15 protein-coding genes are annotated in these 13,157 nt (G+C 70.0%); 8 read left to right on the forward strand and 7 right to left on the reverse strand.

Annotation, left to right across the window (positions count from 1 at the left end):
• Positions 1-62 precede the first annotated feature (62 nt).
• On the forward strand, positions 63-344 hold the full coding sequence (locus ACZ4RZ_RS18190; protein ID WP_467745657.1) for an SHOCT domain-containing protein: 282 nt from the start codon (positions 63-65) through the stop codon (positions 342-344).
• Positions 345-375: 31 nt separating this feature from the next.
• Here ACZ4RZ_RS18190 and ACZ4RZ_RS18195 read toward each other — a convergent pair whose 3' ends face one another.
• Positions 376-633: a DUF1876 domain-containing protein gene (locus ACZ4RZ_RS18195; protein ID WP_467745814.1), complete on the reverse strand. Its 258-nt coding sequence runs from the start codon at positions 631-633 to the stop codon at positions 376-378.
• Positions 634-849: 216 nt separating this feature from the next.
• Between ACZ4RZ_RS18195 and ACZ4RZ_RS18200 the strand changes: the two genes are divergently transcribed.
• The gene (locus ACZ4RZ_RS18200) at positions 850-1,854 is read left to right on the forward strand and encodes an Acg family FMN-binding oxidoreductase (RefSeq protein WP_467745659.1); all 1,005 of its coding nucleotides are present in this window, start codon (positions 850-852) and stop codon (positions 1,852-1,854) included.
• Between the two features lie 82 nt (positions 1,855-1,936).
• Here ACZ4RZ_RS18200 and ACZ4RZ_RS18205 read toward each other — a convergent pair whose 3' ends face one another.
• The 4 genes from ACZ4RZ_RS18205 to ACZ4RZ_RS18220 form a co-directional block, all read right to left on the reverse strand.
• Entirely contained in the window at positions 1,937-2,914 is a 978-nt protein-coding gene (locus ACZ4RZ_RS18205; RefSeq protein WP_467745660.1) for a GerMN domain-containing protein, read from the reverse strand.
• Positions 2,915-2,933: 19 nt separating this feature from the next.
• A complete protein-coding gene (locus ACZ4RZ_RS18210; protein WP_467745661.1) occupies positions 2,934-3,890 on the reverse strand; it encodes a P-type ATPase actuator domain-containing protein in 957 nt (318 codons plus the stop codon).
• Between the two features lie 30 nt (positions 3,891-3,920).
• The gene (locus ACZ4RZ_RS18215) at positions 3,921-4,049 is read right to left on the reverse strand and encodes a hypothetical protein (RefSeq protein WP_467745663.1); all 129 of its coding nucleotides are present in this window, start codon (positions 4,047-4,049) and stop codon (positions 3,921-3,923) included.
• Positions 4,050-4,547: 498 nt separating this feature from the next.
• A complete protein-coding gene (locus ACZ4RZ_RS18220; RefSeq protein WP_467745664.1) occupies positions 4,548-5,555 on the reverse strand; it encodes an Acg family FMN-binding oxidoreductase in 1,008 nt (335 codons plus the stop codon).
• A 284-nt stretch (positions 5,556-5,839) separates the two neighbouring features.
• Between ACZ4RZ_RS18220 and ACZ4RZ_RS18225 the strand changes: the two genes are divergently transcribed.
• Complete coding sequence (locus ACZ4RZ_RS18225; RefSeq protein ID WP_467745666.1) at positions 5,840-6,439, forward strand: Rv1733c family protein; 600 nt, start codon at positions 5,840-5,842, stop codon at positions 6,437-6,439.
• A 50-nt stretch (positions 6,440-6,489) separates the two neighbouring features.
• On the opposite strand, the gene ACZ4RZ_RS18230 is transcribed toward ACZ4RZ_RS18225, so the two are convergent.
• Together ACZ4RZ_RS18230 and ACZ4RZ_RS18235 are read right to left on the reverse strand one after the other, a co-directional pair.
• Positions 6,490-7,173, reverse strand: coding sequence for a CBS domain-containing protein (locus tag ACZ4RZ_RS18230; RefSeq protein ID WP_467745667.1), 684 nt, complete (start codon positions 7,171-7,173; stop codon positions 6,490-6,492).
• Positions 7,174-7,191: 18 nt separating this feature from the next.
• Positions 7,192-7,314 (reverse strand): hypothetical protein, encoded by a 123-nt coding sequence (locus tag ACZ4RZ_RS18235; protein ID WP_467745669.1) that lies wholly within the window; start codon positions 7,312-7,314, stop codon positions 7,192-7,194.
• Positions 7,315-7,573: 259 nt separating this feature from the next.
• Between ACZ4RZ_RS18235 and ACZ4RZ_RS18240 the strand changes: the two genes are divergently transcribed.
• The 5 genes from ACZ4RZ_RS18240 to ACZ4RZ_RS18260 all read left to right on the forward strand — a co-directional run bounded on the left by ACZ4RZ_RS18240 (position 7,574) and on the right by ACZ4RZ_RS18260 (position 13,156).
• Positions 7,574-9,313, forward strand: a complete 1,740-nt coding sequence (locus tag ACZ4RZ_RS18240; protein WP_467745670.1) for a SulP family inorganic anion transporter — start codon at positions 7,574-7,576, stop codon at positions 9,311-9,313.
• A 174-nt stretch (positions 9,314-9,487) separates the two neighbouring features.
• Complete coding sequence (locus ACZ4RZ_RS18245; protein WP_467745672.1) at positions 9,488-10,117, forward strand: hypothetical protein; 630 nt, start codon at positions 9,488-9,490, stop codon at positions 10,115-10,117.
• A 162-nt stretch (positions 10,118-10,279) separates the two neighbouring features.
• Positions 10,280-11,224: a universal stress protein gene (locus ACZ4RZ_RS18250; RefSeq protein ID WP_467745674.1), complete on the forward strand. Its 945-nt coding sequence runs from the start codon at positions 10,280-10,282 to the stop codon at positions 11,222-11,224.
• A gap of 22 nt (positions 11,225-11,246) precedes the next feature.
• Positions 11,247-12,269: a zinc-dependent alcohol dehydrogenase gene (locus ACZ4RZ_RS18255; protein WP_467745676.1), complete on the forward strand. Its 1,023-nt coding sequence runs from the start codon at positions 11,247-11,249 to the stop codon at positions 12,267-12,269.
• 5 nt (positions 12,270-12,274) lie between these two features.
• Positions 12,275-13,156, forward strand: a complete 882-nt coding sequence (locus ACZ4RZ_RS18260; RefSeq protein WP_467745678.1) for a universal stress protein — start codon at positions 12,275-12,277, stop codon at positions 13,154-13,156.
• Position 13,157: the final 1 nt, after the last annotated feature.

The raw sequence follows: 13,157 nt of genomic DNA on the forward strand, positions 1-13,157 counted from the left end.
CGGACGGGCCCCGGGAGTTACCGCTCGGCGCCGGCGCTCAAGATCCGAGGAAGTGATCCGAGATGTACTGGAACACAAATGACATGAGCGGCTGGGGCTGGTTCGCGATGTCCTTGAGCTTCATCGTCTTCTGGGCAGTGCTGGTTGCCATCGCCGTCCTGCTCTTCCGCACCCTGAACCGCGGTTCCTCGGGCATGAACCCCCCTCGCCCCGAGGTCACCCCCGAACAGCTGCTGGCCGAGCGGTTCGCCCGCGGAGAGATCGACGAGGACGAGTACCGGCGCCGGATGGCCGTCCTGGGAGCGGACAGCTCCGGCCGGACCGAGCACTCGCGCCGACCTTGATCGTCGTGACCCTGATGGTGAGGAGGCGCTGTCATGGTGCGACAGGGCCTGCCAACTGCACGATGTCGTCGGCAGCGACATCGTGCAGCCGGATGGCGAGGTCCTCCAGGGCACGGCTGACGGCGAGTTCGTCGCCGATCTCGGGGATGGGCCGGTCGATCGGATTGCGTCGGGCCACGCCCCTGCCCGTGACGGCCGACGTGTCGCGGGTGGTCAGCACGGCACGCGCGTGCGTGTCGTCGCCTTCCTCCGAGATGTACATCTGCACGGTCCACTGCTTGGTTTCCATCGTGATCACTTCCGCGCGCCGGTTCCTCACTACTCCTCAGCCTGCGCCGCTCAGCGCGGCCGGTCCAGAGCCGAGCGGCTTCGGCCGTGGCACGGCCATCCGGTCATCCGGCACGGGCCGCTCGGTCCAGGCGGGGGACATGCGGCTCATCCCCCGCACCCGTGCGAGAAGACGACCATGAAGGCAGGAAGCTCTCCAGAAAGGGCGGCTCCGCTCATGACCCTCGTCTGCGTACCCCCCAGCCATGCGTCCACCTATCTGGTCCGCGCGGCCGTCACCGCGCCCTCGGTGTACAACACGCAGCCCTGGACCTTCGTCGCGGAGGAACGGGACAAGGGCATCGACTTGCACGCGGACCTCACCCGCCGACTCCCGCTCACCGATCCGTACGGCCGGGAAGTGGTCATCAGCTGCGGCGCGGCCCTCTTCAACGTCCGCCTCGCCATGCGGCATCTGGGCTTCAGCCCGGTCGTCCGGCCCTTCCCGCACCCGCAGGACTCGTCGCTCCTGGCCCAGGTGACCTGGGGGGCCTACGGTCGGCCCAGCCGCGACGAGCAACGCATGTACGGTGCTCTGCGCAGGCGGCACACCGTGCACGGGCCGTTCCTGGCGCAGCCGCTGCCCTCCTCCCTGATCGACGAGTTGCGTGAGCAGGCCCGCGGTGAGGGCGCCACCCTGCACTGCCTCGACGACAGCACGAGTCGACGGCATCTGGCCGAGCTGGTCCAGGCCGGCGAGGATGCCCACCGGACCGATCCGGGGTATGCCGCCGAGCAGTCCCGGTGGACCTGTCGGATCGCACTGCCACGGAGCGACGGGGTTCCCGCCGACGCAGACGTCATGCACCCGGACTGCACGTCGCTCGTCGGACGGGACTACGCGGGTCTCACCCGGATGTTCCCTGCGCCACCCCGTCGGTGGCCCGCGCGGACGGGACTGGTCGCCGTGATGAGCACGGACCGCGATGACCGGCCGGACTGGCTCCGGGCCGGTCAGGCCCTGGAGCGGGTCCTGTTGTACGCGGCAGCCCACGGAGTCATGGCGGCCTTCCACACCCAGCCTCTCGAACTCCCGCCTCTCAGGGCAGAGATCCGCCGGACGCTGAGCATGGGAGAGTTCCCGCAGATGATTCTTCGCCTCGGGTACCCGCCCTGTATCCGACCTCTGTCTCGACGCCCCGTCGAAGAGGTGCTCACGACGAGAGATTCCCGACTCTCGTGAACCGTCCCGTCGGCGGGCGTGGACGGCCCTGACGCCCACTCGCGGGAGGGGCGTCGGGGCTGGTGCGCGTCGCGGACCGGCGTCAGCGGTTCACGGTCAGCGGCACGGTGTCGACGATCACAGGCGTGCCGTCCTTGGGCGAGAGGAAGTACGCGGTCAGCAGACCGGGGCCGGTCCGGGCGGCCTTGTAGGGGAAGGCCACATCGAAGGTCCCGCGGGTTCCGGTGCCGGATGTGGCCCGGACTTGGACATCGGCGAAGGTGCGGCCGGTCGTGTCCGTGACCTTCAGGCGGAACTCGGCCTCGAACGTATTGGCGCCGCCCCAGACTCGGACGGGTGTGCGGACGGTGTCGCCGACCAGCGGGGACTCGACCAGGACGGCCGGCGAGAGGTCCTCGAAGTCGGCCCGTCCCACCGGGCCGTTGAGGACGATGCCTTCGCCACCGAAGTCCTCGACCGGCTTGCCGTCGAGCTCGAAACGGACCTCGTGGACACCGGGGAAGCGGGTCACGGTGAACACGACCTGGGCGAGCCGCGCCCGCATGGAGAGGCTGCCGCCACCGTCGTCGTACCGGCCGGAGAGGTCTACGGTCGCGACGTGGTCGCGGACCACGACGGAGTGGAGCTTCGTACCGGACGGGATGGCCGTGGTGCGACCGTGGTCCGCTTCGTAGCGGTCGGGGCCGCTCAGCAGTTCCCGTACGGCAGCGGTGGCCGTGGCCGGAGCGGTCACGGTGCGCGGTGCGGCCGAGACGTATTCGCCGTGCAGGAAGTACACCGCCGTGCGGATCTTGTGTGCTCCCGCCGACGTGCTCGCCGAGGGTTCGGGGGCCGCCGGTGCCGTGTTGGTGGTTCCCGACGGTGCGGGCGTGCCGGAGGCACCGCCGGAGGTCGACGTGCCGGCCGGGGACCCCGCCGGACGGCCGCTGCCTTGCGGCCGATCCGGACCTGTGCCCGTGCCGCACGCGCCGACGGCGAGGAGAGGCAGCGTCAGCGCCGCCGCGGTGAGCACCAAGGGGTGACGCCCGCGGGGGCGTGGAACTGGGGCTTCGTTGTTCATGGCAACCTCCTCCGACACTTCAAGCGAAACGCCTGCGGGGGCCCGCTGCCAGGGGCCGTACGGCACCCGCGGTAGGTCGCCCAGCGGGAGCCCGAAGGACCGTCCGGCCTGCCGTGAAATCCGCTGCGGCCAAGGGAGTTGACTGAGCCTCAACACGCCTCACCGGCCGTGAGCCGGTGCCGCAGGGCCAGCGACGCGAGGGTGGGGAGCACCGTCGCGAAGACCGCGAGGACGACGAGGCCGCACTGGATCGCGACCAGGTCGCCGTCCCTGGAGAGCAGCGTGATCCACGCGTCCACGGCCCAAGCCGGCGGCACCGCGTGCCCCGCGGTGCGCAGCCGGCCGGGGGGCGAGGGCCGACGGCCACAAGCATCCGCTGCGCACCGTCTGACCCGCCGCGCTCGACGTTCCGGGATTCTCCGGTCAGCACCGATTCGTCGAGTACCACCGTGCCGCCGACCACGCGCCCGTCGACGGGGACGACCTCGCCCGGACCGACGACGAGCAGATCCCCGACGGCCACCTCGGCCGGCGAGACCGTACGCACCTCGGTGCCGATGCGGCGGCGGGCGGTGCGCGGTGCGTGTTCCAGCAAGGCCCGCAGGTCGTGCGAGGCGCGCCGCTGGGCCGCGGCCTCGAGCGTGCGGCCGGTGGCGAGCATCAGCGCGATCAGGGCACCGGCCAGATACTCGCCCAATGCCAGGGTGCCGCCGAGCGCCAGGACCGCGATCAGGTCCACGCCCGCGTGACCGTGCCGCAGCGCGTCCAGCACCCAGCCCACCGCGGGCGCGACGGCCACGACGGTACCGAGTCCCCAGCACAGGTCGGCAAGGTCGGCAGCACCGAGCAGCCAGGAGACCCCTCCGGCCGTCAAGGCCGCGGCCGTGACGGTCAGGAGAACCGGTTCCAGCTTCGACGGAAGGGACAGCACCGTGACCAGACGGCGCAGCGGTTCTCTCGGGATGAAGCGGTCCATGGCAGTCCTCACTGGAGCACCGACGGCACCTCAGTCGTACGGTAAGTATGCGCTCGCGCTGTGTTCGAGGAGGGCCTGGGAGGCCGGGGCCGACACGAGTTCCGTCGCCAGGGTCAGATCGATGTGGCGGTGGAGCAGCTCGGCTTCGATCCGCTGCACCACCGCTCCTCCGTGCCGCTGCTTGCTGAGGGCCTCTTGGACGATGGGTAGGTTGAGGGGCCGGGTGGTCTCTTACTTCCAGGCTGGGTCGCCCGACGGCCTCCGGGGCGACGGCCGGTTGGCGCGCTCGTGGGGGCCATCCGGCCCTGTCTGGGTGGTCCGGGCCGGAAGAACTCGGGCCCAGGAAGCGGGGCAAGACCGCCGGGCCGGGTGCCCGGCCGCGTGACGCCGCCTGTCACCGACTCCTGGAACCCGGCTGGCTGTCGTGCCCCTGAGGACTGTGCCCAGAGGAGGGAGAGCCGTCATGAGCAGCCCGGACGCACCAGCAACCACGCAATCAGGTAGCCGTCCGTTTCGATGACTTGCTGCCCATCGAAACGGTGGTGAGTCCCATGCAGGTGGTCGGTTTGCAGGGGGCTGCGCCATCCACAACGTCACGGAGCTGGTGAGGGCCCGCGTCCAGTCCCGCGTCCGCGTGCTGTCCGACCGCCGGATGGATCAGTTCGGATCGTCCGAAGCGGCGGCTCCGTCGCGGTCCAGGAACAGGGGTGGCATACGGCGGGGTGTAGCAGGTCCTTCCGGGCCGTATCCGAGCCGGATGAGCATCTGAACGTGATCGAAGGGCGCTGTCGCGCTGCGTAGGTCGTTCCGCAGGTCGGGCCATTCAAGTGCCTGATGCAGGAGCGAGGTACGCAGACTGTGTGCCGTCGCCACGAGCAGGACGTGCTGAAGTGCCTGCCCGGCGCGCAGCCAATCGGTGCGCCGGTCGTGGCCAGTGCTGAGTGACGCGAGCGTGGGGGTCCGCTCGAACGGCCGGGACGGCAGCTGCTCCACCGACCGTCGCGTGGTGAAGTCGCGCATGGGCAGCTGCTCGAAGGCGTCTTGAGGGCCGAGCGCGGAGGAAGGAATTCCCGTGCTCTCGAACTCGTCCCGGCTCGCCCACCTGCGGCTCTCCGCGCTGCGGTCCGCGTCGGCGCGATTGCGGTGCTCCGCGTCGGCAGTGACCCGCAACAGCCGTGCCGTCTCGTGTGGTTCGGGCACGATGAGCGTGGCACCTTCGGTATGGGCGGCCTCGGCGAGTTCGCGGAGGACGGAGCCGGGAAGCCGCTCGTCGGAGAAGGGGAATCGGCTGCTGTGCCTGTGCCAGATCGACTCGTACAGGTCTGCGCCATGGACTGCACGGGGGCCGGCGCGCTGAGTTATGTGCACCGAGGCAAGCAGACCGGGGTGCTGGGGGGCCGGGAGCAACCGGGCTACCGGCTTCCATCCGAAGTGGGTCACCGCGACCCGCAGGTTGAAAAGGGCCGCACCGGCCGCGATGTGCAGGGCCCTGCCGTGCGGATCCTCGTACGGCAGTCCCCGCTCGGCGATGGCGTGCAGCTCCACGGTGGACGTGTCGGGTTCGAGACGGAAACGCCAGGGCTGCGTGTTGTGCATCGACGGCGCCGCGATGGCGGCCGAGATCAGCTTCTCCAACGTTGACGGGTCCAGATATGTCGCGGACATGAGGACCTCTTCCCGGACGGTGTGAGCTCTGGAGAGTGCGAATGCCCTCAGCGTGCGGACGAGAGTGGCGCTCGGCGAAGGGGCCGTCCGGACCCAATCAGGGGCTGGGCGGCCATCTCGCTGCGCAGACCCCTGTCGAGTGGTCCCTTTCGGTCCCGAGCTCGGCCCGGAGGTCCCCGCGGGAGTGCCTGGTCGGCCCCTCCCGGCGTGTCGGGCGACGCTGGGACGTTCCTCACAGCACACAACAGAGAGTGCTGTCGGTACGAGGAAGGGGGTGTCCACCGATGGCGAGTACACGTCGTACGAAGGTGACGCGGGTGCGGTCATGGCGTTGGCGGCGCAATCCGCTTCGGCGTCACAGTGATTGCGTGGAGGCCTGGATCATACTCGCCACCTGGACATTCGTCCTTCTGGTCGGCGCGCTCGCAGGCCAGGCGACAGCAGCGGCCGTGGAACTCGACCTTGGCGGGCATCGCGCCGAGTTGCGGTCGCTTGCTGCTGTTCTGACCGAGAACGCGGCGAGGAGCGCCCGAGTGTCGCCGTCCGGTTTCAGGAGTGATGGCAACGTGTGGGCGCAGGTACGTTGGACAGCCATGGACGGTACGACGCACACGGGCCGGACAAGGGTCGAGCCCGGCAGCGCGGCCGGCACCACGGTCACCGTGTGGACGGACCGCACGGGTGAGTTGGTTTCGAAGCCGGTTACCGAGTCGGAGGCGCGATTGCGAGGGGCGTTGACCGGCGGGCTCGTTGGGCTGAGCGGCGGGGTCGCGGTGCTGGCCTGTGGACGGCTCGCACGTGTATGCGTGGACCGGCGCCGCATGCGGCAGTGGGACGCGGAATGGGAACGGATCGGACCCAAGTGGCGTAGGACGACCGGATGAGTTGCCGGGCCAACAACGGATCGTCGGCTTGCGGTACTCGACAGGGCGTTTCAGCGCGATTCAGTCCGTGAGGAAGCGTGCTGAGCGTCCGAGTCCCCGGAAAGATGCCACTTCACGTCCACCACGCCCTCGACGGCCCGCACCAGACGGGTGGCCACCGGCACGAGCGAGGGGTCGTCGATCTGCCCGGTCAGGGTGACCATGCCGTCGGTGACCTGCACGCGTACCGGTTCCACCGGACCGGGGAAGACATGCGCGACAACCTCGCTGCGGATCTCTTCGGCGATGTCCTCGTCCGACCGCAGGAAGACCTTCAGCAGATCCGCCCGGCTGACGATGCCCTTGAGTTTTCCTTCGTTGTCGATGACAGGAAGCCGCTTGACCTGGCGCTGGGCCATGATGCGCGCGGCCTGGGCAAGGGTGGCGTCGCCCTGCACGGTGACGGCCGGGGAAGACATCAGTTCCGCGGCGGTCACCGCTCCCGCCTTGGCGAGGTCGGACAGTCGGCGGAGTTGCGTGAAGCGGTCCGGGTCGCTGTTGCGGAACTCTTCCTTGGGCAGCAGGTCGGCCTCGGAGATGAGACCGATCACCCGGCTATCGCCCTCCAGTACGGGGACGGCGCTGACCTTCCACTCCTCCATGGTCCTGACGATCTTCTTGAACGGGGCGTCGCGACTGACTGCGACGACGGTGTGAGTCATCACATCGCTCACGATGTGTGGGCTGCCGTACATGGTCTCCTCCTCGGGATGTCATGTGCGGACGACGCTGGCGCGGCTGGTCGCCGCTTGGTCCGGCGCGACGCCGCCGGTGGCCCGTGCGGTGTGCGGTACGAGCCGGGCGTCGATGGCGATGCCTTCGCCGCGGCCTGTCATGGTGCCCTTCGGGAGCCGTGGGGCCGCTACTGCCAGCGTGGGCGCGTGACGCGAGAGAACACCACAGGCCGCCCGGTCCCGAACAGGGGTCGTTCGGCCCAACCTGTGGCGCACTCTCATGTGGGCCGCTCAGTGCCGTACCTTCGTGTGCCGCTCGGCAGCAAGGTCCTGGGCGTTCCGCTCCCAGGGCGGGTCCCGATCGGCCCTCGCGGTCGGCTGCCGGCGGGCCGATGCTGAAGGGGGTGACGAAAGGAGCCCCATGTCCGAGCGCCCAGATGGGGTGGCCGGGGAACGCCGACGCGGTCTCGTGCGGCGGATGGCTCCCGGTCTGGCCGTACTGGTCGGCTACCGTCGCTCGTGGCTGCGCGGTGACCTGCTGGCCGGAGTAACCGTCGCGGCGTATCTCGTGCCGCAGGTGATGGCGTATGCGGGCCTCGCGGGACTGCCACCGGTCGCCGGGCTGTGGGCGATCATCCCCGCCCTGCTGCTGTACACGCTGCTGGGCTCGTCGCGGCTGCTGTCCGTCGGGCCCGAGTCCACCACCGCACTGATGACAGCCACCGTGGTGGGGCCGCTCGCCGCGGGCAACCCGGACGAGTACGCCGCGCTCGCCGCCGGCCTCGCGCTCGTGGTCGGATTGATGTGTCTGGTCACGTGGGCGGCGCGGCTGGGCTTCCTCGCCGACCTTCTGTCGCGGCCACTCCTGGTCGGTTACATGACGGGTGTGGCGCTCATCATGATCGTCGACCAGCTGCCCAAACTGACCGGTGTCAAGACCTCGGGGTCCGAGTTCTTTCCTCAACTGCTGTCGTTCGTAACGAACCTGCGAGAAGCCCAGCCCGCCACGGTGGTCTTCTCCGTGGCGGCGATCGCATTCCTCTTCGCCGTGCCGCGGTTCTCTCACAATGTGCCGGGTCCGCTGCTGGCCGTGGTGCTCGGCACCGCGGTCGTCGCGGCCTTCGGCCTGGAGGACCACGGCATCGCCGTCATCGGCGCGGTACCGGCCGGGCTGCCCAGCCCTGGTCTGCCGGCACCGGGTGACCTGCCTCAACTGGTGCTGCCGGCACTCGGCGTGCTCCTCGTCGGATACACCGATGTCATCCTCACCGCACGCGCGTTCGCGGAGCGGGGCGATGAACTCGACCCCAACCAGGAGCTGTTGGCCATGGGTGCGGCGAACCTGGGTGCGGGCGCACTGCACGGCCTCCCCGTCAGCAGCAGCGCCAGTCGTACTGCCCTGGCGCACTCGGCCGGCGGCCGTACCCAGGCGTACTCACTCGTCGCCTGCGCCGCGGTCCTCGCCGTACTGCTGTTCCTCAGCCCGCTCCTCGCGCACACGCCGACGACCGTTCTGGGCGCCCTGGTTGTCTATGCCGCCGTCCGCATGATGGATGTGGCCGGGTTCCGGCGGCTGGCCGCCTTCCGGCGCCGGGAACTGCTGCTGGCCCTGGGCTGCCTGGCCGGAGTGCTCGTCCTGGACATCCTGTACGGCGTGCTTGTGGCGGTCGGGCTCTCGGTCGCGGAGCTGCTCAGCCGGGTGGCCCGCCCGCACGACGCGGTCGAGGGCTTGGTGCCGGGCCTGGCCGGCATGCACGACGTGGACGACTATCCGCAGGCCCACACCGTCCCCGGCCTGCTCGTCTACCGCTACGACTCGCCCCTGTTCTTCGCCAACGCCGAGGACTTCAAACGGCGAGCGCTGGCGGCGGTCGACCAACACGAGGACCCTGTCGACTGGTTCGTCCTCAACACCGAGGCCATCGTCGAGGTGGACATCACCGCGCTCGACGCAGTCGACGCCCTGCGCCAGGAATTCGAGCAGCGCCACATCGTCTTCGCCCTCGCCCGCGTCAAGCAGGACCTGCTCGACGACCTGGACGCCTTCGGACTGACGGAGGCCATCGGCACCGACCGGATCTTCCCGACACTGCCCACGGCCATGGCCGCCTACCTGGAGTGGCACCGACGCGGAGGCACTGACGCAACGAGGCAGAAGTAGTTCTCCTCCTGTGTGAACCGCACGCGCAGCACACCCAACAGACCCTGCAGAGAGGGCCGTTCAGCCCCACGGCCATGGCCCTTCGGCATCCGGCACGAACCGGTCCCGCGCCACCAGAGTGAGCGTTGTCGGACACCGGTCCGACAGCCTCCGATTCCCGAAGGGATCACCACCATGGCCGTGCACGAGCACCCTCACCGGAGCCCGGGGTTCCACCTGCCCTCCTGGCGTGGGCATCGGACCGCGTCCACCCCTGAGTCCGCCGTGTCCGCGGGCACCGACACGCACACCCTGTGGGCCTACTCCTTCGCGTCGCTCCGTCTGCTGACGGGATTCGTCTTCCTGTGGGCGTTCCTCGACAAGACCTTCGGCTTCGGCTACGCCACCCCGTCGGGCAAGGGCTGGATCGACGGCGGCTCGCCCACCAAGGGCTTCCTCAGCGGCGTCGCCGCCGGACCGATGGAGTCCACCTTCCACGACTGGGCCGGCGCGGGCTGGGCAGACTGGCTGTTCATGGCCGGCCTGCTCGGTATCGGGCTCGCGCTGATCGGCGGGATCGCCCTGCGGCTGGCCGCTGTCGCGGGCACCGCGATGATGGCGCTGATGTGGATCGCCGAGTGGCCGCCGGCCAAGCACCTGTCCGACGGCTCGGCAAGCATGTCCACCAACCCGTTCGTGGACTACCACCTCATCTACGCCGTCGTCCTCATCGCCCTGGCGCTGGCCTCGGCAGGCGGCACCCTGGGCGTCGGCAAGCTCTGGGCCAAGCTGCCGTTCGTCCGGAACAACGGCTGGCTGCGCTGACCGCGGACGGGAGGGCGGCACCCGGACAGGGTCCCGTCCTCCCGCGCCGGCCGCGGCTCCATAGGGCCGATCGGACCGTTCCGGGGACAAGCGGCCCCTGCACCACAAACCCCCACGACACGACGCTGGAATCGGGATCGCCCGATTCAGAAGGTGGAGACCATGACCCGCACCGTCACCGTGGGCCTCGACGGCTCGCCCGAGAGCAGGGCCGCTGCCGAATGGGCGGCCCGTGAGGCCAAGCTCCGCGGACTGCCGCTGAAGGTGGTCCATATCTGGGAGCCGGTACCGGAGCCCATGGCTCAGGCCCCGCTCCTCGGAGCCGAGACGCAGCAGCACTGGAGCGAGCGAAGCGAGATGGGGGCACCCCCGGCCGAAGGCTGGGGGAGGATCCCTCGCGAAGCGGCCGACGGAATCCGGATGCGCCACCCAGGGGTCGAAGTAGTCACAGAGCAACTCTCGGGGCGGCCCGCCGAGGTGTTGCCGGGCGCCGCGAAGGACGCCGAGCTGCTGGTTCTCGGCTCCCGCGGAATGAGCGGGGTGGGCGGTTTCATGGTGGGCTCCGTCCCCCTGGCCGTCGTGGCACACGCCGAGCGTCCTGTTGTCCTCGTACGGGCCGGAGAACTGGCCGCCGACGAGCACAGGCTGGACCCGGCCGGCGTCCCTTCGGCTTCGGCCCCCTTCCAGCCCGTCGTTCTGGGGCTCGACGCCGCGAACCCTGACGACGCCGTGATCGGCTTCGCCTTCGAAGCGGCTGTCCTGCGGGGTACCTCGCTCCGTGTCGTCCACGCCTGGAACGAGCCGCCCTACATCGCGTACGGCTTGCCCCCGGATCTCGAAATGAACGCCCGGATCGCCGCGGACGAGGCCGTCGCCGTGACCGAGGTGCTGCGTCCCTGGCGGCAGAAGTTCCCGGCGGTGGAGATCGTCGAGGACTCCCTGTCCGGAAAGGCGGCCGACCACCTTGTGGACGCCTCGCGCGAGGCGTCCCTGGTCGTCGTCGGCCGCCGCATCCGACGCTCCCCGCTCGGCGCCCACATCGGGCCCGTCACTCATGCCGTAATGCACCTTGCCACCGCCCCTGTCGCCGTCGTATCGCACGACTGATCACCCGAGGAGAGATTTCCCCATGAAGGCAGCAGTGGTCCGAGCCTTCGGCGAGCCCCTGGTCATTGAGGAGCGCCCCGACCCCGAGCCCGGCCCCGGCCAGGTCCGCATCCGGGTGGAGGCCTCCGGGCTGTGCCATACAGACATCCACGCGGCGCACGGCGACTGGCCGGTCAAGCCGAACCTGCCGTTCGTGCCCGGCCACGAAGGCGTCGGCCTCGTCGAGGCCCTGGGCGACGGGGTCTCCCACCTTGAACAGGGGCAGCGCGTCGCGGTGCCCTGGCTGGGCAAGGCCTGCGGACGGTGCGAGCACTGTCTCTCCGGCTGGGAGACGTTGTGCGAGCAGCAGATCAACACCGGGTACGGCTGCGACGGCGGCTACGCCGAGAAGATGCTCGCGTGGGCCGACTTCGCTCAGCCGGTGCCCGACGGGATCTCCCCCCTCGATGCGGCCCCGCTCACCTGTGCGGGCGTCACGACGTACAAGGCGATCAAGGTCGCCGACGTCCGGCCCACGCAGCTCGTCGCCATCTCGGGGGTGGGAGGGCTGGGCCACCTGGCGGTCCAGTACGCGAAGATCGCCGGGGCCGCCGTGGCGGCGATCGACGTCACCGACGAGAAACTCGAGCTCGCCGCGGAACTCGGCGCCGACCTCGTGATCGACGCCCGTAAGGACGATCCGGGCGAGGTGCTCAGGCGATACGGCGGTGCCCATGCCGCCATCGCGCTCGCCGTGAACGAGGCCGCCTTCTCCGCGGCGTACTCCGGGTTGCGGCGCGGCGGAAAGCTTGTGATGGTCGCCCTGCCGGCCCACGGAACGATCCCCGTGCCGATCTTCGACACCGTGCTGAACGGCACCTCGGTGATCGGCTCGATCGTCGGCACCCGGCAGGACCTGGCCGAGGTGTTCCACCTGCACGCGGCGGGCCGGACCAGGGTCATTCGGGAATCCCGGCCCCTGACCTCGGTCAACGAGTCGATCGACGAAGTCCTGCGCGGCGAGATCAAGGCCCGGATCGTCTTCGACTTCGGCGAAGGAAGGTGAAGAGCGTGGAGCTGCCGCTGGTCGTGGGCGTCGACGGAACCGGGTCCAGCCTGTGCGCCGTGGACTGGGCGACGGACGAGGCCGACCTGCGTGGGGTACCGCTGCGCCTGGTCTACGCCTCGCTGTGGGAGCGCTACGAGGGTGCGGCCCTCTCCGAGGGGCAGGGCAGGTCCTCGGAGCAGGTCATGGCCGACAACATCGTCGAGGCTGCCGCCAAGCGCGCCCACCGTCGCAACGTCGACGTGAAGATCTCCACGGAGGTCCTGCCCGACGACGCCGTGAGCGTGCTGCTGAAGGAGGGGCACAGCGCCTCCGCGCTGGTCCTCGGATCCCGTGGGCGCAGTGGCATGGCCGAGACGCTGCTCGGCTCGGTGAGTCTCGCCGTCGCATCCCGCGCCGCCTGTCCGGTGATCGTGCTCCGAGGCAGCCACGACAACCAGGCAAGGGCTGGGGCGCACCGGAGAGTTGTCCTCGGAGTCGGTGAGGGGTCGCACACCTCTGCGGCCGCGCGTTTCGCCTTCCAGGAGGCGGAGGTCCGCAGAGCCGCTCTGCACGCCGTACGGGCCTGGCGCTGTCCCGCGCACGAGACCACGGACCACCCGTTGCTCGCGGGAGAACCCGCTCGTCTGCACGAGCAGCGTGCGGTGGAGATCCTGGAGTCGGCGCTGAGCGAGGCCGTGGCAGATCATCCGTCCGTGGATCTGCGCCGACGCACCGTGGAGGGCACTGCCCGCCGGGTGTTGCTGGACGCTTCTGCCGACGCCGATCTGCTCGTCGTCGGCGCGCGCCGACGCGAGGGTCACTTCGGACTTCAGTTCGGCCGGGTCGCGCACGCGGTCCTGCACCACTCCGCGTGCCCGGTCGCCGTCGTACCTCAACGGGCATGAG

Source organism: Streptomyces sp. NPDC027189, from assembly GCF_055566975.1.